Raw genomic sequence first — 20,818 nt, 5'->3', positions numbered from 1 at the left:
GTCACTTAAAGTGTCGCGGGATGGAGCAGCCCGGTAGCTCGTCAGGCTCATAACCTGAAGGTCGCAGGTTCAAATCCTGCTCCCGCAACCAGTGTCGGAAAACCCCAGAGCAGCCCGTGCAGACTAAAAACAGCCCACCGGACTGTTCGATTAACGATCAAAATTCGTCAGGCTCATAACCTAAAGATCGAAGTATCGTAGTCTCTACTGAGATGGACAAAAAGACAACGACGATCCGCTTGTCAGCATGCCTCTTAGAAGAGTGAGCAATGTAGTAGAGTTATCAGTTAAATTCAAACTTTCGTCACTGGACGCTTTCGAAGTGCAGGTTTTTCCGTAGTCCCGAGGATCTTTCCGAAACATCTTGTTTCCAATTCGCGAACTAAGAGTTTCGAATTTAGTCGTGGACACATTTTTGCCATAATGCCATCTTGGCACAGAGGGCGGCATGTCTTTATTTTAGCACTTTCTAGTTTTTCCAACTGGATTTGAGGGGGTTACCTAGTTCGATATGCCGCCCCACGAGCAGTCTTCTGATCGTCCAATGAATGAAGCGCATTTTCGGTGGCGTTGATACAATGCGCGTTCAAACCTTTTGTATCGCGCAACTGGGTATAGTTATGGTGTACTTCGACAGCGCCATTAGATTCTATGGGCGCAGTTTCAGGTATCTTTCCATTGATCGTTGCGCGCCGAATGATGTGCAATCGGCGATGCAGAGGTGCAACAGGTCAAGATAGAAATGCCATCAGAACGACCCCAACTAACGTCCTGAGAGCGGTATCTGAGCAAGTAAGCGCTGCCTGGATAGCAAGTTTCCGCAACGTAAACATAAGCTCACTTTTCGCCTTTCAAGACTTGCTCTATGCCGGGTGCAGCATTCCGGTGGGGGCCGATATGAAACTCAGTGCGTTGGAAATCCTTTGCGTCATTTTGGCAAGTGTTGTGGCAGTGGCTGGTTTTGCCGGAGCCGTGAATGCGCTTGTTTCAGCGATCTAATGTAGCACCGCAAAGTTGTAGGGCCTTTAGGCGCATGTTGTCGCGCTCGTGACAACTGTTCTCTCGGGGTGTCGGTGGCTTTGTAGTAAGACATTGAAACTAAAAAATTAAAGAAACACCATGTACTTCTTTTTCGTTCATCGTTGACGCCGTCGTCACCCAAAGTGAACAGGTCTAGGGCCCGAAAACAAGCCCGCTTCGTCCAAATCTCGCGGTGGCGGTATTAGATTGAAAGCGTCGCCTCACATTCCACCTAGCAGAGGGGTTGGCGAGGGGGTCGAGCCAACCCCTCTGAAGGGGATACACGGAACATTGAAAGTAGTCCGTTGAGCTCAGGTTATGCGATGCGTATAGGCCCGTATATTGGGGGTTCCCCGTAGTTGGGAAAATTAATCTTTCAGACACATTCCGGACATCTCGCCCAGATACCAAAACGATACGGCGCGCCTAGAAGATGTCTGATGATTTCTTGAGGGGGTACGAGTTTGGCGCGTCGTACCTTGAACCTCGATGATTTCCCAAAAACCTCAAGCGAGGCTGATAACGATGCCCTGCTTCAAGGACGCGTCCGCCGCATCGGCCAGCAACTGAGCCCGCAGCCCATCGATGATACCTGGTGCAAGTTGTCCTGATCCGGACACAGCGGCAGTGAAATGGGCCATCTCGGCTTGATAGGCGCCTTCGTAGCGTTCAAGAAAGAAATGCTGGGCGGGGGCTTTGCGGAAACCCGACGGAGTCGCGACCTCAACCGCATTCTCCAACATGTTTTCGGCCCGCAACATGCCCTTCTCGCCATGCACCTCGATGCGCTGATCATAGCCATAGCTGGCGCGGCGCGAGTTGGAGATCTGGCAAATCTTGCCACTGGCTGTCGTCAGGGTTACGGCTGCGGTGTCGACGTCTCCGGCTTTGCCGATCTCGGGATCGACGAGCGATGATCCAACAGCGTAAACGCTGATAGGTTCTTCGCCCAGCAAGAAACGTGCCATATCCAAGTCATGGATCATCATATCGCGGAACAACCCACCCGAGCTTTCGATATAGCTGATCGGTGGCGGCGAGGGGTCGCGGGACAGAATGGTGACAATTTCGACCGCGCCGATCTCACCTTCGGCGATGCGGGATTGAATATTGGCAAAGCTCGGATCAAAGCGGCGGTTGAAGGCCGTCATGAAGGGCACGCCGGTGGCTTCGACCACCTTGATGCAGTCGCGGATGCGGTCAGCGGACATGTCCACCGGCTTTTCGCAGAAGATCGCTTTGCCGGCATTCGCCGCTTTATGGATCAGATCGTAATGGGTGTCGGTCGGAGTACCGATGACGACAGCATCGACATCTTTGCTTTCGATCAGTTCGTCCGCCGACAGGATCTGTGCGCCAGTTTTGTCGGCCAGCATCTGAGCCGGTTCTGTGAATGCGTCCGCCACTGCGCTCACCCGTGCGCCATCAATCTGCCCGATCGAGCGCGCATGAACCTGACCGATCCGCCCGCACCCCAATAGCCCGATATTCAGCATGTCATGCCCCTTTGAACGCTTTCAGTACCCGGCGCGTCGCCTTGACCACCGGTTCATGTGTATCTTTCAGTATTTGAACGCGGTCGAACCTGTCCGGATCGGCATTCACGGCCGTTCGCAGGGCATTCCCAAAGACCATTCGCAGCTCGGTCCCGATGTTAAATTTGCAGATTTTCGATCCGCGCGCCAGCGCAGCACGTTGCGCAACCGGCACGCCCGAGCCGCCATGGATTACCAGAGGTATATCGGTCACGGCTTCAATGGCGCGGATACGGGCCTCGTCCAGACCGCCCTCTTTGTTCTGCTGCAAATGGACGTTGCCGACCGAGATCGCCATTGCATCCACGCCGGTCTCTCGGGCGAATTGCGCGGCTTCCTCCGGGTCGGTTCCGTCCGAACCTTCACCACCCGAATAGCCGACAAAACCGATTTCCCCCTCGCAGGAGACACCAGCGGCATGGGCCATCTCGGCAATTGCAGCGGTCTCGGCGATATTCTGTTCCAAAGGCTTGCGCGATCCGTCAAACATGACAGAGGTGAAGCCGCTGTCGATGGCGATGCGGCACTCGTCCCACGTATAGCCATGGTCCAGATGGGCCACGACAGGCACACTGGCCCCTTCGGCCAGATGGCGGAACATCTTGCCCAGAACCGGCAGCGGCGTGTGTTCGCGGCATGATGGGCCGGCTTGCAGGATGATCGGTACGCCTTCGGCTTCTGCAGCGGCCACGTAGGCACGCATGTCCTCCCAGCCCAGCGTCACCAACCCGGCCACGGCATAGCCGTCGCGCAGCGCGGGTTGCAGCACGTCCGATAATGTCACAAGGCTCATTTGAACTTGGCCACCATGTCCATAATGCCCGGGATCGTATGCAGCTGGGCTGCATGGGTCGGTTGGAAATACTGCTTCAGCGAGCGCTGACTGAGCCCGCCGAGGATGGTGAAATAGTACATTTCATACCCCGGCAAAACTGCGCAGGGGTGATAGCCCTTGTCCAGCAGGATCGTCGAGCCATCCATGATGTGATAGGCATCACCCGGCTTGTTGTCTTCGCGCTGCAGCATCTGGACGCCAGAACCATAGTTGGGCCGGAAGCGGAAATTATAGGTTTCGTCATGGCGGGTTTCGATCATTTCGCCATCGTCGCTTTTGCGGTCGGTGTCATGTTTGTGGCTGGGAAAGCCGGACCAGCCGCCCTGACCCACGGTATAAAGTTCAGACACCAGCAAGCGGCCGACCTTGTCGTGATGGTTCGCGCCCAGAATGTGTTTGATTTTTCGATGGGTTTTGGTGTCGTCCGATCCATACTGCACCAGATCCAGCTCGGGTACGCGGACATCAAAGGGTTCAAGTACACGGTCGAATTTTGCGCCCGCGATGAAGGTTTCGGTTTCATCCGTCATGCAGGTTATTCGAACCTTGGCGCCGACGGGAACGTATACGCCCTCGGGCTCGCCATCCCAGACGTCGATGGTGCGGTTGCCAAGGTTGGTATAGATCGCGCCGTCCACATCGATATCCACGGTACCGGTGGCGGGCACGATGCAGGTCTCATAGCCCGGTACGGCATATTCGAACACCTCGCCCTTTTTCAGTTTGACGATGTTGAAATAGTTTAGCGGCACCAGATCATGGTCGGCATCGACGATAGGTTTGTTCTGATTGTCATGGGGCGCAATATGCATCTGCGTCTCCTTTCAGGTATCGGTTGGGCCCGGGTGTTGGGCCAGAAATTCGTCAAGTTCGGGCGTCGTCGGCATGGCCCCGGCGCAGCCGGGTTTCGACACGACGATCGACGCGCAGGCCGAACCGCGCAGCACCGCATCGCGCAGGTCATGCCCCGCAGCGATCGAGGCCAGCAGACCGGCCAGAAAACTGTCGCCTGCGCCGTTGGGCTTCACGGCGGTAACCGGGTAGATGCCGGTGCGGACCTCTTGCCCGTCTGCCAGCGTAATGGCCCCCTCATGGCCCATCTTGTAGATCACCATCTTGCCGTTGGCCGCCAATTCGCGGGCCTTGTCTAAACCTTTTTCGATGCCGCCCGCCATAAAGCCGAACTCTTCATCATTGCCTACGATAAGATCGCTTTCATTCCCTGCGCGGGTCAGAACCTCTGAGGCGACTTCGGGTGATGGCCAACTATAGGGGCGGTAATCGATGTCGAAGATCACCGGCAGGCCTGAGGCGCGCGCATTTTCAAACGCGCGGAAGGTGGCCGAGCGTGAGGGTTCCGCAGCAAACACCGTGCCCGCCGTGATCAGGGCTGAGAAGGCGCTGTAGTCGACCTCATCCATATCCGCCTCGGTTACCTGGAAATCAGCGGCGCCGTTGCGGTAGATGACATTCTGAAAGTCTTCGATGCAACTTTCGTAGACAGCCAAGGACGTACGCGCCTCGCCACCCACAGCTCGGACATTTCTCGTTTCAACGCCATAGTCGCGCAGCCGGTTCACACAGAACCGCCCCACGGCATCATCCGAGACCGAGGTGACCAGCGCCGCTTGCGATCCCAGCTTCACCAGTCCGGCGCAGATATTGGCGCTTGATCCGCCCAGATCGGCGCGAAACACCTGTGCATCTTCGCTTTTGGTTCCGACCGGATCCGCAAACATGTCCATTCCGGCCCTGCCGAACACGGCAAAGCGGTTACCTTTTATACCTTCAATCAGAGTCACGTGCGCCCCTCGGTATTGCCTGCCCGCGCGGCATCCAGCACCTCGGGGTAGGGATAGTTCAAGCCCAGCAACTGCCGCAGATCGGGACTTGCCTGATCAATGAAATCCTGCGGTAGCGCAGCGGGCATATCTTCCATCGGTTTAACCCATTTGGGCAGGTACTGGATCAGGATCGCGCTGCGGTCGTGATCCGCTTTGTTCGGCATCGCGCAATGCCACGTCACGCCATAGAACAGAGCAACATCGCCAGGCTCACCGGTCATCTGCTCGCATTTGTCATAGAACTTGTCTTCGGGCGTGGGATAACGCAGCTCTTTCTGCGATCCGGGTACATAGCCGGTCGCGCCGCTTTCCTTGGTGAACGGGTCCAGCAAAACCGAGACCTGTGCATTCATCGGAAATGATCCATTCAGACCGACGGGATGCGTTTCAGGGCTGTGAAAGTCCCAATAGGGATAGTCGACATGCGGCTCCTGCCCCGGCCCGCCCGGCAGGATGCGATTGGCAGCGATCGAGCCCATGATGAACTCGGTCCCCAGAAACTTGCGGAGGATCTTCATCAGAACCGGATGCGCAGCCATGCGTGAAAACACGTCGCCCTTGGCCAACAGATTCCAGACCCGCCGCTGCAGGTTCAGTTTGCCATCCTCTTCCGCAGCGCCTTGGAAATGGGTCACTTTCTCGGCCGCTGTTTCGGATTCGGCCATGACGATGGCACGTGCCTCGGCGATCTCTTCAGGGGTGAAAAGGCCCGAGATTGCGACGACTCCATCACCGTTCAGCAATTCATCCACAATGACGTCTGGGTCAGCCGTTTCTGCCTTGAACCGTTTCATCAGATGCCCTTGCGTTGTTTTTCGCGGGTCGATTCCCATTCGACATGAGCATCACGAACCCTCTCGTCAGCCGAAGTGTGGGGTGTTCCAACCTCCCACCATGCATGGCCTTCAGTGGTCCAGCCTTCATAGGCGTCCACGTCCATCACAATCACATAAGTCTTGTCGCTGGCCTTGGCGCGCTTGAACGCTTCGGCCAGTTCTGCCGGGTTCGCGACCTTTTCGCTGGTGGCCCCCATCGAGGCCGCGTGGGCCGCGAAATCAACGCCAAAGGCTTCGGGGATGGTGGGGCAGTCTTCCAGCAGGTTGTTGAAGCTTTCGTTGCCTGTGTTGTTCTGCAGCTTGTTGATGACTGCAAAACCGCCATTGTCCAGCACCAGAACAATCATCTTTTTGCGGCTCAGAACCGAGGAATAGATGTCCGAGTTCAGCATCAGATATGAGCCATCACCGCAAAACGTAATCGTGTCCTTATCCGGCTCACGCTCAGATTGGGCAATGCGCGCGCCCCAAGCGCCTGCGATCTCATAGCCCATGCAGGAGAATCCGAACTCAACATCAACGGTGCCAATATCCAGCGTGCGCCAGTTGGCGGTGACTTCAGCGGGCAGACCTCCGGCAGCGGCGACCACGCGGTCACGCGGGTCGCAAAGTTCGTTCACAACGCCGATGGCTTGAGCATAGGAATTTGGACGGTTCCCGTAAGACACATTTTCGGCCACGTAGGCATCCCACTTGCGCCGTTCGACTTGTGCCAGAGCCACCCAGTCGGGCGGGGCGGTATAGTCAACAGCCTGTGTTAGAGCCTGAATCGACAGCTTGGCATCCCCAACAACTGGCAAGGACATGTGCTTACCCGCATCATGCCGCGCAGCATTGATCGAGATGAACTGAGCGTCCTTGGCAAAGGCAGTCCACGAGCCGGTTGTGAAATCCTGCAAGCGCGTCCCGACGGCGACAATCACATCGGCTTGTTCCGCAATTGCGTTGGCACTGTCCGATCCAGTGACGCCGATCGGGCCAATGTTCAGCGGATGGGTCGCCAGCATATTGGCGCGGCCCGCGATGGTTTCGACGACCGGAATCTGAAACTTTTCGGCGAATTCGGTCAAATCGGTCACGGCTTTGGAATACTGCACGCCCCCACCCGCGATGATCATCGGGCGTTTCGCGCCGGCCAACGCGGTAGCGGCATCGGCGATTTCATGAGCATCGGGAGATTGGCGGCGAATGCGATGCACTTTTTTCTCGAAGAACTTAACCGGGTAGTCATAGGTCCAACCCTGCACATCCTGCGGCAGCCCCAGGAACGCAGGCCCGCAATCACCCGGGTCCAGCATTGTCGCTATAGCGGCGGGCAGAGATTGAATGACCTGTGCCGGATGCGTGATGCGATCCCAATAGCGGCTGACCGGTTTGAAGGCGTCATTCACACCAAACGTCGGGTCATAGTAGTTCTCCATCTGCTGCAGAACCGGATCCGGCAAGCGGGTGTTGAACGTGTCCCCGCACAACATCAGCATTGGCAGTCGGTTCGCATGGGCCAGTCCAGCAGCAGTCAACAGATTCGCAGTGCCGGGGCCTGCGCTAGCGGTGCAAAACATGAATCGCTGACGCAGCCACTGCTTGGCATAGCCTGCAGCGGCGAATCCCATGCTCTGTTCATTCTGTCCGCGATACAACGGCAGTTCATCCCGGACAGTATTCAGTGCCTCGCCCAGGCAGGTCACATTGCCATGACCAAAAATTCCGAAACCCCCGCCACATAGGCGATATTCCTGACCATCGATCTCGATGAACTGGTTCGACAGCCAGCGAATGATCGCCTGCGCCGTTGTCAGGTAAACAGTGTCGTGTTGCGCGGACATGTCTGCGGGCTCCTTTAGGAAAATTAAGATGCAGTGCCGAATGCAGCTTGCGAGAGTCCTATTCTCACGATACAAGTTTTGCAACCGGTTGCAAATGGTTTTCAAGAAAAAGCGAGGGAGGGCGTCGGAATGGCAGAGATCGGCATTGGCATTCTAGGCGGCGGATATATGGGCAAGGCCCATGCGGTCGCCATGTCCTCGGTTGGGGCGGTGTTCAACACGGCCTTGCGACCACGGTTAGAGATGGTGTGCGCCTCGTCACCGGAAAGCGCTGAGCGGTATCGTCAGGCCTATGGATTCGCGCGCTCGACGGATGACTGGCGTGTGTTGGTGAACGACCCGAAGGTCGAGGCCGTCGTGATCGCCACGCCTCCGGAAACACATCGCGAGATCGCTCAGGCAGCGTTTGCGCTGGGCAAACCGGTGCTGTGTGAAAAGCCTTTGGGCGCGTCGCTGGAGGATGGTGCGGCGATGTCAGCAGCGGCCGAGGCCTCGGGCTTGGCCAACATGGTTGGTTTCAACTATATCCGCACCCCGGCCAGCCAATACGCTCGCGCTCTGATAGCCGAAGGAGAGATCGGCGACATCACATGGTTTCGGGGTGAGCATACCGAAGATTTCTACGCGCACCCTCAAGCCCCGGCAACCTGGCGTACAACAGGAATGTCGAACGGAACGATGGGTGATCTTGCGCCTCATATGATCAATGCTGCACTGGCTTTGATCGGCCCGATTTCACGCGTGATGGCCGAGGTCGAAACCGTGCACAATAGCCGCCCGGGTGGCGAAGTTGACAATGACGACCACGCTCAGATGATGGTGCGGTTCGCGAACGGAGCAATGGGATCGATCTATATCAGTCGAATCGCGACGGGGCGCAAGATGGGCTATGCCTATGAGATCAGTGGCACCAAGGGTGCGATCCGCTTTGATCAGGAAGACCAGAACGTTTTGTGGCTCTACCGTATGGAGGGTCCCGAAGCTGAGCGTGGCTTTCGTAAGATCCTGACCGGCCCCGCACACCCGGACTATGAGCCGTTCTGTCAGGGCCCTGGCCATGGCACGGGCTATCAGGACCAGATAATCATCGAAGCACGCGATTTCTTGCGTTCAATCGAGACAGGTAAACCGGTTTGGCCGACCTTCCACGACGGGCATGAAGTCAACCGGGTCGTTGCTGCGGCATTGGCATCGTCAGCGGATGAAAGCTGGAAAAATATCGAAGATTTCTGAGCATCGGAGACAAGACAAGATGAGCATCAGAATTGGCAATGCGCCCTGTTCCTGGGGCGTAGAATTTGCGCAGGACCCGCGCAATCCGCATTGGAAAACAGTTCTCAGCGAATGCGCTGCGGCCGGGTATAAGGGTATCGAACTCGGCCCGGTGGGCTTCATGCCCGAAGACCCTGCGGTGCTGGCCGATGCGCTGGCCGAGCATGATCTTGAACTGATCGGTGGCGTTGTGTTCCGCAACTATCACGACCGCGACGCGTGGGAAGACGTGCTGGACGCCACCCACCGCACGGCTCGCGCATTGAAAGCACATGGGGCGAAGCACATGGTGCTGATCGATGCGATCTCACCCCGCCGCGCGCCAACCGCTGGTCGCGCCGATGAGGCTGAGCAGATGGACAAGGCCGAGTGGACGGCGTTCCGAGATCGCCTTTCTGAAAGCGCGCGGATCGGGTCCGAGGAATACGGGCTGACCGTTGGGATGCACGCTCATGCTGCGGGCTTCATGGACTTTGAACCTGAACTTATCCGTTTGCTGGACGAGGTCGATGAAAGCCTTCTGAAAATTTGCTTCGATACGGGGCATCACTCTTATGCCGGGTTCGATCCGGTCGGCTTCATGAAGCGCTACGTTGATCGGATCTCGTACATGCACTTCAAGGATATCTCTCCGACAGTGAAAGCGGATGTAATTGCCAATCGGACCGGCTTCTATGATGCTTGCGGGCAGGGGATTTTCTGCAATCTGGGTGAAGGCGACGTAGACTTTCCAACCGTTCGCCAGGTGCTGCTAGACGCAGGTTTCACAGGATGGTGCACGGTCGAACAGGATTGCGACCCGACGCTTGATCCCGACCCTGTCAGTGACGCGCGAAAGAATCGTGAATACCTTGAATCAATTGGATTCAGTTAAGGAGGTCCAGACCATGACCAAGCTGAAATGGGGCATGATCGGAGGCGGCGAAGGTAGCCAGATCGGACCGGCGCACCGGTTGGGGGCGCTGGCGGACGGGCATTTTCAATTCACCGCCGGAGCGCTGGATCACAGGCCTGACATTGGTCGCGAATACGCCCAAAGATTGGGTATCGCGGCAGACCGAGCCTACGGCGACTGGACCGAGATGCTGGAAGGTGAGCGCGGGCGCGAGGATCGGATTGATCTGGTCACTGTAGCCACTCCAAATGCGACGCATTTCGAGATCACCAAAGCGTACCTTGAGGCCGGGTTCAACGTGCTGTGCGAAAAGCCCATGACCATGACGGTGGAAGAGGGCGAAGAGATTGTCAAAGTCGCCGAGAAATCAGGAAAGATTTGCGCGGTAAACTACTGTTACTCGGCTTATCCGATGGTGCGTCAGGCTCGTGCGATGGTGCGCGCAGGTGAGATCGGCAAAGTCCGTCTGGTCGTTACCAATTTCAGCCACGGCCATCACGGAGACGCCACCGATGCTGACAATCCACGCGTGCGCTGGCGCTATGATCCGGCGATGGCGGGTGTTTCCGGGCAGTTCGCTGATTGCGGTATCCACGCGATGCACATGGCCGGATTCATTGCGGATGATGAGGTTGAGACCCTGTCTGCAGATTTTGCTTCAACCATTGGCAGCCGTGAACTTGAAGATGATGCCATGGTCAACTTCCGCACGACAAAAGGCGCTGTTGGCCGGCTGTGGACTTCTTCGGTGGCCATCGGTCGGCAGCACGGGTTCGACATTCAGGTGTTCGGAGAAACCGGCGGTCTTCGATGGGCGTCGGAGCAGCCGAACCAGCTTATCTACACGCCTGTTGGTGGTCGCCTGCAGATCATAGAAAAAGGCGAAGGCGGGCTCCATGATGACGCGCAACGTCTCAGCCGGGTGGCGATTGCGCATCCCGAAGGGTTCCCGTTGGCGGTTGCGAATATCTATTGCGATCTCGCAGATGCAATTTCCGGGGAAACCCGCGACGGCTTGCCCAATGCGGCAGACGGCGTGCGGTCGATGGCGGCTGTGCATACAGCGGTCGAGTCGGCGAAACAGGGCAGCGCGTGGATGGATGCCCGGCCGCCGATGTTTCGTTAACTCTCAGATACGGGGCGCAATGTGCCCCGTTCCACCACCGAGCATGGGAATATCCGTGCCTCCGGATATCGGTCGGGTTCGTTCAGGGTTGCCACCATCAGCTCGATCGAAGAACTCACGATTTGCCGGATCGGCTGATGGATGGTGGTGAGATCAATATTCTCCCACCGTGCCATTTCCATGTCGTTCAGGCCGATGATGCCGATGTCTTCGGGCACCTTTAGGCCACTATCCAGAATTGCGGACAACACCCCGATGGACAACACGTCATCACCGCAGAAATATGCATCAGCCCGCTCAGATTGCAGCAAGCGTAGCATTTCCTGACGACCTGCATCGAATGAGTAAGCCTCAGCAAACGAGCAGGTCACATCAATGCTAGGATGCCGGGCCATCTCTGACATGAAGCCCGCATGGCGATCCTGAGTCGAGGTCGCCGCTTCGGGTCCGCCTAGAAAGGCTACTTTCGTGTAACCACGCGCGACCAGCTCGCGGGCCGCCATGCGTCCGCATTCCACATTGTCGATCCCGACCACATGAACCTGCGGTGAAGAGGATGACCGGCCAAAGCTGTGCACCACTGGTACGCCAGCATCCCGAAACGCTTTTGCGAACCCGGGCGGCAAGGTCGACGACGCTACGACAACGCCATCGACCGAATATTGGCGCAGCATTCGTACCGAATTTTCGGGTTCAACCTCGTCGGTCAGATTCACCAGCAACGGGCGCAGGCCTCGGTCCTGCAGCCCCCTGGTAAAGAGGTCGAAAACTTCAAGAAATATCGGGTTGTGGAAGTTGTTCGAGACCAGACCGATCAGCTTAGTTCGGCCTGTGGTCAGAGATGAAGCCAGTGCATTTGGGCTGTATCCCAGCTCACGCGCGGCCTTCTCGACTTTTCGGCGCATCTTGTAGGATACCGAGGCCCCATCGGTGAAAGTGCGCGACACCGCCGAACGTGAAACGCCGGCGCGTTCTGCAACCTCTTTCAATGTGACAGCCATGATCCGTCTGACCTTCCTGCGTTTAGTGGCAGTCCTTTTACCTGTATTCTTTGGCAGATACAGTATGAAACACATCTGACACCGTTTGCAACCGGTTGCAAAAATTTGGCAGATATGCTCTAACTCGAGTCGGAGAGGTGCGAAGGACTGCCTCAATCCGCGATAACATGAGTTTTGGGAGGACATCATGACTTCACTGACGAAGAAGTTGGCGCTGGCGGCGGCGGTAGCTGCGACGCCTCTGATCGCAGCCACGGGCGCTGCGGCGGAAGGTGAGAAATACATTCTGGTCAGCCACGCGCCAGACAGCGATAGCTGGTGGAACACGATCAAGAACGGCATCGCGCTGGCAGGCGACCAGATGGGTGTCGAAGTCGAATACCGCAATCCGCCCACTGGCGACCTTGCCGATATGGCGCGGATTATCGATCAGGCGGCTGCTTCGGGTCCGAACGGGATCATAACCACGTTGGCGGATTATGATGTGCTGAGCGGACCGATCAAATCGGCGGTCGATGCGGGCGTTGATGTGATCATCATGAACACTGGTACGCCGGATCAGGCCCGGGAAGTTGGTGCCCTGATGTATGTGGGTCAGCCCGAATATGATGCCGGGTTTGCTGCAGGCCAGCGCGCCAAGGGTGACGGCATCGGCTCGTTCCTTTGTGTGAACCACTATATCGTTCAGCCCTCAAGCCAGGAACGTTGTCAGGGCTTTGCAGACGGCTTGGGCATTGAACTGGGGGATCAGATGATCGACGCCGGCCAGGACCCAGCCGAGATCAAGAACCGCGTGCTGGCCTATCTGTCGGCGAACCCGGATACTGATGCGGTTCTGACACTGGGTCCAACCTCGGCTGATCCGACAATTCTGGCGCTGGAAGAAAATGGTATGGCCGGTGACATCTATTTCGGCACCTTCGATCTGGGTGGTGAGATTGTCAAAGGCATCAAGTCTGGCGTGATCCAGTGGGGAATTGATCAGCAGCCCTTCCTGCAGGCTTACCTGCCGGTTGTTGTGATGACCAACTATCACCGCTATGGCGTTTTGCCGGGCAACAATATCAATTCGGGTCCCGGCTTCGTAACTGCTGATGGTCTGACCAAGATCGAAGAATTTGCTGGCGAGTACCGCTGATTCTTACAGCGCGGGCGCCCCGCCAAAGCGGCGCCCGCCAACAACTATCTGACGCAAAATCACTGCTTAACTCGGAGGGGCGTTCTAATGAGCGAGTCTGCTCAAAACACGGCTGTAACCGACGAACGGATTAAGGAAATATCGCCGCTGCGCAAGGCCTTGATCCGGCCTGAACTCGGCGGGATGGTTGGCACCGTTGCCGTCTTCACCTTCTTTCTTTTGTTCGCTTTTGACAGCGGCATGTTCAACGCACAGGGCATGATGAACTGGTCGGTTGTCTCGGCGCAGTTCATGATCATCGCCGTAGGTGCGTGCCTTCTGATGATTGCCGGTGAGTTTGACCTGTCAGTCGGGTCGATGATTGGCTTTTCGGGCATGATGATCGCAATTTTTTCGGTCACGCTGGCGTGGCCGGTCTGGATGGCGATTCTGGTCACGTTTGCAATGGCGGTGGCAATCGGCGCGCTGAACGGTTGGATCGTGATCCGGACTGGTTTGCCCAGCTTTATCGTAACGCTGGCCTTTCTGTTCATTTTGCGCGGCTTTACAATCTTCCTGCCGCAGGTGATCGAGCGCAAAACTATTATCGGCGGTGTGAAAGACGCAGCCGAAGGCGATTGGCTGGCGCCGATCTTTGGTGGTAAAATTTTGCAGGGATTGTTCCAATGGCTCGGGGATGCCGGGATTATCGCCGTATTCGAGCGTGGCACCCGCGCCGGTCAGCCAGTTGTGGATGGTATTCCAATGCTGATCGTCTGGGCGATCGCACTGATCATCTTTGGACACGTGCTGCTGACCAAAACGCGGTTCGGCAACTGGATCTTCGCCTCGGGCGGGGATGCTGAGGCGGCGCGCAACTCGGGTGTGCCTGTGAACCGGGTCAAGATTCTGATGTTTATGTTCACGGCCTTCTGCGCCACCGTCTTTGCCGTCTGTCAGGTGATGGAGTTCGGATCGGCTGGTGCTGACCGGGGTTTGCTGAAAGAGTTCGAGGCGATCATCGCCGTGGTCATCGGCGGCGCGCTTCTGACCGGAGGATACGGCTCGGTACTGGGCGCAGCGCTGGGCGCGCTGATCTTTGGGGTGGTGCAACAGGGGTTGTTCTTTGCCGGTGTCGAAAGCTCGCTGTTCCGGGTCTTCCTTGGGGTGATCCTGCTGGGGGCTGTGATCCTCAACACCTATATTCGCCGCATCATCACGGGAGAGCGTTGATATGAATCCCGAACATGAACCCATCATCCAGATGAAAAACATCGAAAAGCACTTCGGCAGCGTGATCGCGCTGGCGGGTGTCTCGGTGGACGTGTTCCCCGGTGAATGCCACTGCCTTCTCGGCGACAACGGTGCTGGCAAGTCGACCTTCATCAAAACCATGTCGGGCGTGCACCAGCCTACGCATGGAGAGATTCTGTTCGAAGGCCACCCCATGCATTTCGCCGACCCGCGTGATGCCATCGAGGCCGGGATCGCAACCGTGCACCAGCATCTGGCCATGATCCCGTTGATGTCGGTCTCGCGCAACTTCTTCATGGGTAATGAGCCGGTAAAGAAGGTCGGACCTCTTCACTTTTTTGATCATGACTATGCCAACAAGGTCACGATGGAAGAGATGAAGAAAATGGGGATCAACCTGCGCGGCCCTGATCAGGCGGTGGGCACGCTGTCAGGTGGTGAACGCCAGACCGTCGCCATCGCGCGGGCGGTGCATTTCGGGGCGAAGGTTCTGATCTTGGATGAACCGACCTCGGCCCTTGGGGTGCGCCAAACAGCCAACGTTCTGGCGACCATCGACAAGGTGCGCAAGCAGGGGATCGCGGTGGTCTTTATTACTCATAACGTCCGCCATGCGTTGGCAGTGGGGGACCGGTTCACGGTACTCAACCGCGGTCAAACGCTGGGTACGGCGCAGCGTGGCCAGATCACCCCTGAAGAGCTGCAGGACCTGATGGCCGGTGGTCAGGAGATGGTCGAGCTTGAAGGCAGTCTGGGCGGAACCGTCTGATACTTTTTTGCCCCGCTGGCTGTGCTGGCGGGGTGACTACTTCTTCTCGAAGTACAATATGACTTCACCCAGCCTTACGCCAAAACGCGAAACATAGGCTCGGTTCAATAACCGGTCATCCGACAACAACCACATCCAGTCATCGAAATTGACACGCATGGTGCCGTCTTTGACGGGCAGGTCGATTTTGTACTTCCAGTTAAACGTATCGCCTCTTTCGACCCCACTGGCTGTGCCCAGCACACCGGGAGCGGTGCCGGTCCAGGTGTCATCGCCGGTCTTGGTCAGGGTCCAGATCCTTTGTTCGGTCGCACCATCGTCATAGACGAAATCTTCGACAAGCGTCAGAGTCTCTCCGTCCCATGTGCCGTCAATATCGACCTGGAAGCGACGCGGGACATTACCTAGTACATCCTGAAACTGACCATAAGCGACAGTCTTACCTTCGAAGAACTCTTCAAGGTTCAGCTGACGATCTGACAGAAACGATTTTGGTATACGCGGTTTGGCCGAGCATGCGGCGAGGATGGCCAACCCCGCGATCGCGACACCTGCAATAAGGGTACGGCGGGCGATCATTGCAAAACCCTCAGCTCAGAGTCTGTATCGTGGCCGTTTGCGCCATGCAGCTGGGTGGATTTCACTTCAGGCGCAGGGCGCATCGTGGCGACCAGCTCGGCCACCTTGATCCCGAATTTTCGCATCTCGGACCGGTTCATGATTACACCGTTCTCCGTCAGATACATCCAGTCGGTCACATCCAGTGTATGCCCGCCCGCGTCCTCGGGCAGGATGATGCGATAGGTCAGCTTGACGGTTGAGCCCGAAATCACGCCTTTGCCCTCGCCGACAATATCGTCCGCTGTTGCGGTGAAAGTGTTGCCCGTGCCCAACGTCAGATGCCATTTGCGGGTCATCTGTTTGCCGTTGGAATAGGTGAAATACTCGGAAAGCGTACCGGTGTTGCCATCCCATTCGCCGACCATACGCGCGACAAAGCTGTTCGACATCTTGCCGTTAGGGCCATAGATCAGCCCTTCCGACAGGATCTCTCCATTCAGGTTCTTCTTCAGCGAAAACTCAGGCCCGGTTCCGCTGTAGTCGGAAGGTGATTGCGAGCGGAAACTGAGGAACCGGTTCTTCACAGCAAACAGCGCAAAAATCGCAAGCAGACAGATCAGGAGCGTTTTCATTTGGCAGAGACCTCTGTCGGGAGGGTCAGGACCATGCCAAACGCTCCGAGTTTCAAGATGCAGGGCAGCACCGCATAGGCGAGGGTGAGTGTATTCAAAGCCTCGGCAGAATTGGCCTGTCCAGGTGTAAAGCCGCTGCGTTCCAGTAGCGGCAGTGTGAAAAAGGCGGCCAGAGCTAGACCCAGCTTACCTGCGAAAGACCAGATGCCGAACGCAGCAGATGCGTTCAGCCCGGCCCGGGTCAGAACGACCGAGAACATTGCGGGCAGGACAACCATGTCCGCCCCAAGCGCCGCGCCGGATGCGAGGCATATGATGGCGAAACCGATGAGATCCCCGGGGGCTAGAAGAGCGGCCCCGACAAAGCCGAGAATGGCCAGCGGCATGGCGATCTTCAGAGTCTGTTTCGGGCCAATCCGATTGCTGAGCCTGGCCCAGAACGGAACGCTGAGCCCGGCGCTGAGGAAGAACAGGATCAGCAATGGCCCCGCTTTGCCTGGCAGTTGCAGCCGATCTTCAACAAAGAACAGAAACAGGGTCGAGGTAATGGCGACGGGCAGGCTGTTGACCAACGCAAGGGCAAGCAGACGTAAAGCCCCTGCCTGTCCTAGGCCTGCAAAGGACAGCCCTTGACCGGTGATCGGCGTGCGTCGCCACATTGGCAGGGTAACAGCCAGAGTCACAACGCTCAGAAGCCCGAGAAACACTCCAAAGGCCGGATACCCTTGCGCGGCTGCGCCAAGCGCCACGAACACAGCGGGTGCTGCGGCTGCTATGATAACTCCGGTCAGTTGTCCGCCTTCGCGGAAGGCGGCTAGTGTCATCAGTTCCTTCGCGCTAGCCTGTTTCGCCAGCGTGGCGCTGCGGCCATAAAGCAAGATGGTCCCGAGGCTGTAGGCCGAGAATAACAGGATCAGAATAGACACTAATTCGGCGATACTTGCCCCTTCTGGCAAACCAAACAGCAATGGGAATCCAATCGCCAGACCCAGCGCAGAGGCGGCGGCAAACAACATTTGCCCACCGGGCCAGCGATCAATGGCCCAGCCAATCAGTGGATCTTGCACCAGATCGACCAGTCGAATGACCAGCAGAATGGTGCCAATGACCCCCAGCCCGATACCGAGATTCACGGCTGCAAAGCGCGGCAGGTGGATGTAAAGCGGGATACCTGCTGCAGCAAGCATCAGCGCATAGAGGCTGACACGCGGGTACAGCATCACTGCCCCTTCAACTGCTGTGTGAACGAGGCGGATCGTGTATTGTTACCCAGAAAAATTGACATAAAGCTGCGTGTGATACCCGGATTTGTCAGGGTGCAGGTTTTGCTTCCATTGCGCCAGAAGCTGACGCTGTTGGGGCCTTGCGCGATGGCCAGATAGCTATCGCCTTTGCTGACCGCCTGAAAACAGCCCTGCAATTGGGCTTCCGTCGGCGCAGAATTGCCTTGTCGGGCCATCTCTTCCAGGGTCGACTCGACCAGCGCTTTTTGTTTCAGGTTTTTTCGGTAGGTCAGTTGCAGTCCGAAATTCTGATTCCAGCTGAATGCGGCACCGCCGGGCGTGTAAAGCTTGGCGTCATAGAGCGGCAGCCCCAGAAAACGGAATGTCCCGGTGCCGCGCAGCTTAGGGTCTTTGATTGCATCCGACAAAGGCGAAGCCGCCAGTCCGCCGGGGACCATCAGCGCCAGTGACAGCAGCGCAGCGCAACAGGTTCTATACGCTGGCCGAAACAGCGAGGTCCGTTTCAGGGATACCATTGTCAGCTCCGATGCTCTGCGGGATGGCGGTGAGGCGCTCGACAACATGCATTGCGCTGGCAATCCCGTCTTCGTGGAAACCATGCCGATTATACGCCCCGGCAAACCAGGTTCGGTTCTGTCCCTGCATCTCGCGGATTTGCCCTTGCGCGCGCAGGGCGGCTTTGTCGAACACCGGATGGGCGAACTCGACCTCGTCATAGATTTTGTCCGCGGGAATGTCTGATGCGGCGTTCAGGGTCACAAACAGTGGGTCACTGTCGGGGATATTCTGAAGCCGATTCATCCAATATGTGACCCCAACATTGCCCTTTTGCGATCGATAGGTCCAACTGGACCAGCAAGCACGCCGCCTGGGCATTTGGCGGGGATCACAGTGCAGGATAGCTTTGTTCGGTTGATATCTAATCGCGCCGAGCGCCGCTTTTTCCGCTTCGGTCGCTGCATCACCCAAGATGGCGAGAGACTGATCGGAATGGGTTGCCAGTATGATTTCGTCAAACAGAGCGGCCTCACCTCCTGCATGGACGGTGACGCCCAGATCATGCCGCTCGATCCGCTGCACGGGTGCGGACAGTCTGATGTCAGCACCGCGCGCACGTAGCGCAGTTTCGATCCGGCGGACATACTCGATGCTGCCGCCTTTCACGGTGTACCACTGGTGCTGATTGGCACGGCCCGAGGCCAGCAGCGCGTGATTGCGGAAGAACTGCACCAGCGAGCGGGCTGGGAACTGATCGACGAACTCGACCGGAGTTGACCAGATCGCGCCGCACATCGGCATCAGATAATTGTGCCGGAACCAGTGGCCGAGACGCAGTTGATCCACAAGCTCACCGATCGTGGTGTCGTCGTCCTGCGCGGCTTCGGGGGCCTCTTTGCCAAACCGCAGGATATCGGCGATCATCTTGTAATAGGCTGGACGCGCGAGGTTGCGTTTCTGCGCGGTCAAAGTGCGCAGATTGTTCAACCCATATTCGATGCGGCCATTGTCGATAGTTGCGCCAAAGCTCATCTCACTTTTGGTAACTGGCACGTTCAGCTCATCAAACAGCCGGGTCAAATAGGGGTATGTGACATAGTTGAAGACGATGAAACCGGTATCTACCGGCTGATCTCCGTTCTTTCCGGCGATCACCGTGCGGGCGTGGCCGCCCAGTCGGGGCTCAGCCTCGAACACGGTTATATCGTTGTCTTCGGAAAGGTAATAAGCTGCGGAGAGACCTGAAATGCCTGCGCCTATGACTGCGATTTTCTTGCGTACGCCCCGGGTTTCGTCGAACATTCCATCCTCGTTATTCGGTATTTACAACAAGATACGCAGGGAATGCGGCTTTGGATCAACCGCGTTAGAAGTTTTTTTCCGACGCTCTATGTAGTGTTATCTGGCCGAATGCTACGAGCGCTGGGCGTGATCCATTGCTGCTGTCAGAACGTATTCGACCTAGTAGTACGAAAAAAGACTTACGCATGAGCAGTTTTGACGGAAAAACCTATTGGATCATTGGCGCCAGCGAAGGGCTGGGTCGTTGCTTGGCCGAAAAGCTGAGCCGCGAAGGCGCACATCTGATCCTTTCTGCTCGCAATGCCGAGCGATTGGATGAAATCTGTGGCACCTTGCCTAATGCACGTGCTGTACCGATGGATGTGACTGATCTCGACACTGTGCGCCGCGCTGTGGTGGAGGCTGGCTCAATTGACGCGCTTGTCTACAACGCAGGCGCCTATGAGCCGATCAGTACGTCAGATTGGGACACCGATGCCGCTTTGGCGATCAGCGATGTGAACTATTCCGGTGCGCTTCGGGTGTTGGGTGAAACCGTCCCAGGATTTGTGGGCTCAGGCAGTGGTGATATCACGCTGATCGGGTCGCTTGCCGGGTATCATGGGCTTCCCAATGCGATCTCGTACGGGGCCAGCAAGGCTGCGCTGATCTCGCTGGCCGAGACCATGCGGCACGATCTGGCAGGGTCAGGCGTGACGGTGCGCATTGTCAATCCGGGGTTCATCAAGACCCGTCTGACCGACAAGAACAGTTTCAAAATGCCGATGCTGATGACACCCGAAGATGCGGCCGATCACGTAGTGCGCGCCATGTCCCGTCGCCGGTTTCGAACCGATTTCCCGGTACCGTTCTCATGGGTTGTGCGCCTGATCGATTATTTGCCCGATATTCTGGTGTACCGGGCAAAGTGACCCTATCCGCAGGTAAGCCTCTGAATTGTGCCTGCGCCGTTCACATAAACGTTCAGCCGGTCGATGCGATAATCCTGCGTGGCAATATCATCCGGGCCCAGAACGCGCGACCGTTCAGGCAGTTGGGCTCGTATGGTTGAAACCGGCTCACCAATGGTGTTCGCAAACGGTTCTCCCTTACAAAATGCAAGATCAACCGGTGCCTCCTCTAGTTCAAGCGCCGCGTCCTGCGGTGCAGAGGTCTCAGAACATGCGGTCAGAAGAATTAGGATCGGAAATAAACGGTACATTGGCGCAGGGCTTTCTGGTGATGTCGTTTCTGAAATATCAAAGATTTAGC

20 protein-coding genes and 1 tRNA gene are annotated in these 20,818 nt (G+C 57.0%); 8 read left to right on the top strand and 13 right to left on the bottom strand.

The genetic code is table 11. The features are described 5' to 3' along the window. Window positions 1-14: 14 nt before the first annotated feature. A tRNA-Met gene (locus tag ACR0AH_RS09630) sits at window positions 15-91 on the top strand. Between the two features lie 1,435 nt (window positions 92-1,526). Here ACR0AH_RS09630 and iolG read toward each other — a convergent pair. The 6 genes from iolG to iolD are packed head-to-tail and all read right to left on the bottom strand — an operon-like array spanning window position 1,527 to window position 7,896. After that, complete coding sequence (gene iolG / locus ACR0AH_RS09625) at window positions 1,527-2,516, bottom strand: inositol 2-dehydrogenase (RefSeq protein ID WP_480591651.1); 990 nt, start codon at window positions 2,514-2,516, stop codon at window positions 1,527-1,529. Between the two features lies 1 nt (window position 2,517). Continuing rightward, entirely contained in the window at window positions 2,518-3,348 is an 831-nt protein-coding gene (locus ACR0AH_RS09620) for a class II fructose-bisphosphate aldolase (RefSeq protein ID WP_480591648.1), read from the bottom strand. Continuing rightward, complete coding sequence (locus ACR0AH_RS09615; RefSeq protein WP_480591645.1) at window positions 3,345-4,202, bottom strand: 5-deoxy-glucuronate isomerase; 858 nt, start codon at window positions 4,200-4,202, stop codon at window positions 3,345-3,347. Before ACR0AH_RS09615 ends, ACR0AH_RS09620 begins: the two co-directional genes overlap by 4 nt. Window positions 4,203-4,214: 12 nt before the next feature. Continuing rightward, window positions 4,215-5,192, bottom strand: coding sequence for a 5-dehydro-2-deoxygluconokinase (gene iolC / locus ACR0AH_RS09610; protein ID WP_480591642.1), 978 nt, complete (start codon window positions 5,190-5,192; stop codon window positions 4,215-4,217). Next, entirely contained in the window at window positions 5,189-6,028 is an 840-nt protein-coding gene (locus ACR0AH_RS09605; protein WP_170733963.1) for a phytanoyl-CoA dioxygenase family protein, read from the bottom strand. The genes iolC and ACR0AH_RS09605 overlap by 4 nt, the downstream gene beginning before the upstream one ends. After that, window positions 6,028-7,896, bottom strand: a complete 1,869-nt coding sequence (gene iolD, locus ACR0AH_RS09600; RefSeq protein ID WP_480591639.1) for a 3D-(3,5/4)-trihydroxycyclohexane-1,2-dione acylhydrolase (decyclizing) — start codon at window positions 7,894-7,896, stop codon at window positions 6,028-6,030. The genes ACR0AH_RS09605 and iolD overlap by 1 nt, the downstream gene beginning before the upstream one ends. 129 nt (window positions 7,897-8,025) lie before the next feature. On the opposite strand from iolD, the gene ACR0AH_RS09595 reads away from it, so the two are divergent. The 3 genes from ACR0AH_RS09595 to ACR0AH_RS09585 are packed head-to-tail and all read left to right on the top strand — an operon-like array spanning window position 8,026 to window position 11,189. After that, window positions 8,026-9,129, top strand: coding sequence for a Gfo/Idh/MocA family protein (locus ACR0AH_RS09595; protein ID WP_480591636.1), 1,104 nt, complete (start codon window positions 8,026-8,028; stop codon window positions 9,127-9,129). A gap of 19 nt (window positions 9,130-9,148) precedes the next feature. Beyond that, entirely contained in the window at window positions 9,149-10,042 is an 894-nt protein-coding gene (locus tag ACR0AH_RS09590) for a TIM barrel protein (protein ID WP_480591633.1), read from the top strand. Between the two features lie 13 nt (window positions 10,043-10,055). Beyond that, window positions 10,056-11,189: a Gfo/Idh/MocA family protein gene (locus ACR0AH_RS09585; RefSeq protein ID WP_480591631.1), complete on the top strand. Its 1,134-nt coding sequence runs from the start codon at window positions 10,056-10,058 to the stop codon at window positions 11,187-11,189. Here ACR0AH_RS09585 and ACR0AH_RS09580 read toward each other — a convergent pair. Continuing rightward, a complete protein-coding gene (locus ACR0AH_RS09580) occupies window positions 11,186-12,190 on the bottom strand; it encodes a LacI family DNA-binding transcriptional regulator (RefSeq protein ID WP_170598225.1) in 1,005 nt (334 codons plus the stop codon). The genes ACR0AH_RS09585 and ACR0AH_RS09580 overlap by 4 nt on opposite strands. Window positions 12,191-12,377: 187 nt before the next feature. Here ACR0AH_RS09580 and ACR0AH_RS09575 point away from each other — a divergent pair, with 187 nt between their 5' ends. The 3 genes from ACR0AH_RS09575 to ACR0AH_RS09565 all read left to right on the top strand — a co-directional run bounded on the left by ACR0AH_RS09575 (window position 12,378) and on the right by ACR0AH_RS09565 (window position 15,330). After that, a complete protein-coding gene (locus ACR0AH_RS09575) occupies window positions 12,378-13,328 on the top strand; it encodes a sugar ABC transporter substrate-binding protein (protein ID WP_170395010.1) in 951 nt (316 codons plus the stop codon). Window positions 13,329-13,415: 87 nt separating this feature from the next. Then, window positions 13,416-14,540 carry an ABC transporter permease gene (locus tag ACR0AH_RS09570; protein ID WP_170408588.1) on the top strand — a complete coding sequence of 375 codons (1,125 nt, stop codon included), beginning with the start codon at window positions 13,416-13,418 and terminating at the stop codon, window positions 14,538-14,540. 1 nt (window position 14,541) lies between these two features. Beyond that, window positions 14,542-15,330 carry an ATP-binding cassette domain-containing protein gene (locus tag ACR0AH_RS09565; RefSeq protein ID WP_170395006.1) on the top strand — a complete coding sequence of 263 codons (789 nt, stop codon included), beginning with the start codon at window positions 14,542-14,544 and terminating at the stop codon, window positions 15,328-15,330. A 36-nt stretch (window positions 15,331-15,366) separates the two neighbouring features. On the opposite strand, the gene ACR0AH_RS09560 is transcribed toward ACR0AH_RS09565, so the two are convergent. Genes ACR0AH_RS09560 through ACR0AH_RS09540 form a run of 5 tightly spaced genes read right to left on the bottom strand, consistent with a single transcriptional unit; the run spans window position 15,367 to window position 19,567 of the window. Continuing rightward, a complete protein-coding gene (locus ACR0AH_RS09560; protein WP_170395003.1) occupies window positions 15,367-15,909 on the bottom strand; it encodes a DUF3833 domain-containing protein in 543 nt (180 codons plus the stop codon). After that, window positions 15,906-16,523 carry a DUF3833 domain-containing protein gene (locus ACR0AH_RS09555; RefSeq protein WP_170395001.1) on the bottom strand — a complete coding sequence of 206 codons (618 nt, stop codon included), beginning with the start codon at window positions 16,521-16,523 and terminating at the stop codon, window positions 15,906-15,908. The genes ACR0AH_RS09560 and ACR0AH_RS09555 overlap by 4 nt, the downstream gene beginning before the upstream one ends. Beyond that, window positions 16,520-17,743 carry an MFS transporter gene (locus ACR0AH_RS09550; protein ID WP_480591628.1) on the bottom strand — a complete coding sequence of 408 codons (1,224 nt, stop codon included), beginning with the start codon at window positions 17,741-17,743 and terminating at the stop codon, window positions 16,520-16,522. The genes ACR0AH_RS09555 and ACR0AH_RS09550 overlap by 4 nt, the downstream gene beginning before the upstream one ends. After that, complete coding sequence (locus tag ACR0AH_RS09545) at window positions 17,743-18,282, bottom strand: hypothetical protein (RefSeq protein ID WP_170733957.1); 540 nt, start codon at window positions 18,280-18,282, stop codon at window positions 17,743-17,745. The genes ACR0AH_RS09550 and ACR0AH_RS09545 overlap by 1 nt, the downstream gene beginning before the upstream one ends. Further along, a complete protein-coding gene (locus tag ACR0AH_RS09540) occupies window positions 18,239-19,567 on the bottom strand; it encodes an FAD-dependent oxidoreductase (protein ID WP_170426006.1) in 1,329 nt (442 codons plus the stop codon). Before ACR0AH_RS09540 ends, ACR0AH_RS09545 begins: the two co-directional genes overlap by 44 nt. 185 nt (window positions 19,568-19,752) lie before the next feature. Here ACR0AH_RS09540 and ACR0AH_RS09535 point away from each other — a divergent pair, with 185 nt between their 5' ends. Next, window positions 19,753-20,478, top strand: coding sequence for an SDR family NAD(P)-dependent oxidoreductase (locus ACR0AH_RS09535; protein ID WP_480591625.1), 726 nt, complete (start codon window positions 19,753-19,755; stop codon window positions 20,476-20,478). Between the two features lie 2 nt (window positions 20,479-20,480). On the opposite strand, the gene ACR0AH_RS09530 is transcribed toward ACR0AH_RS09535, so the two are convergent. Further along, window positions 20,481-20,768 (bottom strand): I78 family peptidase inhibitor, encoded by a 288-nt coding sequence (locus ACR0AH_RS09530; RefSeq protein WP_480591622.1) that lies wholly within the window; start codon window positions 20,766-20,768, stop codon window positions 20,481-20,483. Between the last annotated feature and the right edge of the window lie 50 nt (window positions 20,769-20,818).

The sequence above is a fragment of the Ruegeria sp. AM5 genome, assembly GCF_056540645.1.
Note: the sequence above shows the minus strand (reverse complement) of the source record. Positions and strands in the feature narration are given on the sequence as shown.

What these genes read in the sequence shown, in the direction of transcription:
- iolG (WP_480591651.1), bottom strand. Translation starts at nt 2,516, where the DNA reads ATGCTGAATATCGGGCTATTGGGGTGCGGGCGGATCGGTCAGGTTCAT.
- ACR0AH_RS09620 (WP_480591648.1), bottom strand. Translation starts at nt 3,348, where the DNA reads ATGAGCCTTGTGACATTATCGGACGTGCTGCAACCCGCGCTGCGCGAC.
- ACR0AH_RS09615 (WP_480591645.1), bottom strand. Translation starts at nt 4,202, where the DNA reads ATGCATATTGCGCCCCATGACAATCAGAACAAACCTATCGTCGATGCC.
- ACR0AH_RS09605 (WP_170733963.1), bottom strand. Translation starts at nt 6,028, where the DNA reads ATGAAACGGTTCAAGGCAGAAACGGCTGACCCAGACGTCATTGTGGAT.
- iolD (WP_480591639.1), bottom strand. Translation starts at nt 7,896, where the DNA reads ATGTCCGCGCAACACGACACTGTTTACCTGACAACGGCGCAGGCGATC.
- ACR0AH_RS09595 (WP_480591636.1), top strand. Translation starts at nt 8,026, where the DNA reads ATGGCAGAGATCGGCATTGGCATTCTAGGCGGCGGATATATGGGCAAG.
- ACR0AH_RS09590 (WP_480591633.1), top strand. Translation starts at nt 9,149, where the DNA reads ATGAGCATCAGAATTGGCAATGCGCCCTGTTCCTGGGGCGTAGAATTT.
- ACR0AH_RS09585 (WP_480591631.1), top strand. Translation starts at nt 10,056, where the DNA reads ATGACCAAGCTGAAATGGGGCATGATCGGAGGCGGCGAAGGTAGCCAG.
- ACR0AH_RS09580 (WP_170598225.1), bottom strand. Translation starts at nt 12,190, where the DNA reads ATGGCTGTCACATTGAAAGAGGTTGCAGAACGCGCCGGCGTTTCACGT.
- ACR0AH_RS09575 (WP_170395010.1), top strand. Translation starts at nt 12,378, where the DNA reads ATGACTTCACTGACGAAGAAGTTGGCGCTGGCGGCGGCGGTAGCTGCG.
- ACR0AH_RS09570 (WP_170408588.1), top strand. Translation starts at nt 13,416, where the DNA reads ATGAGCGAGTCTGCTCAAAACACGGCTGTAACCGACGAACGGATTAAG.
- ACR0AH_RS09565 (WP_170395006.1), top strand. Translation starts at nt 14,542, where the DNA reads ATGAATCCCGAACATGAACCCATCATCCAGATGAAAAACATCGAAAAG.
- ACR0AH_RS09560 (WP_170395003.1), bottom strand. Translation starts at nt 15,909, where the DNA reads ATGATCGCCCGCCGTACCCTTATTGCAGGTGTCGCGATCGCGGGGTTG.
- ACR0AH_RS09555 (WP_170395001.1), bottom strand. Translation starts at nt 16,523, where the DNA reads ATGAAAACGCTCCTGATCTGTCTGCTTGCGATTTTTGCGCTGTTTGCT.
- ACR0AH_RS09550 (WP_480591628.1), bottom strand. Translation starts at nt 17,743, where the DNA reads ATGCTGTACCCGCGTGTCAGCCTCTATGCGCTGATGCTTGCTGCAGCA.
- ACR0AH_RS09545 (WP_170733957.1), bottom strand. Translation starts at nt 18,282, where the DNA reads ATGGTATCCCTGAAACGGACCTCGCTGTTTCGGCCAGCGTATAGAACC.
- ACR0AH_RS09540 (WP_170426006.1), bottom strand. Translation starts at nt 19,567, where the DNA reads ATGTTCGACGAAACCCGGGGCGTACGCAAGAAAATCGCAGTCATAGGC.
- ACR0AH_RS09535 (WP_480591625.1), top strand. Translation starts at nt 19,753, where the DNA reads ATGAGCAGTTTTGACGGAAAAACCTATTGGATCATTGGCGCCAGCGAA.
- ACR0AH_RS09530 (WP_480591622.1), bottom strand. Translation starts at nt 20,768, where the DNA reads ATGTACCGTTTATTTCCGATCCTAATTCTTCTGACCGCATGTTCTGAG.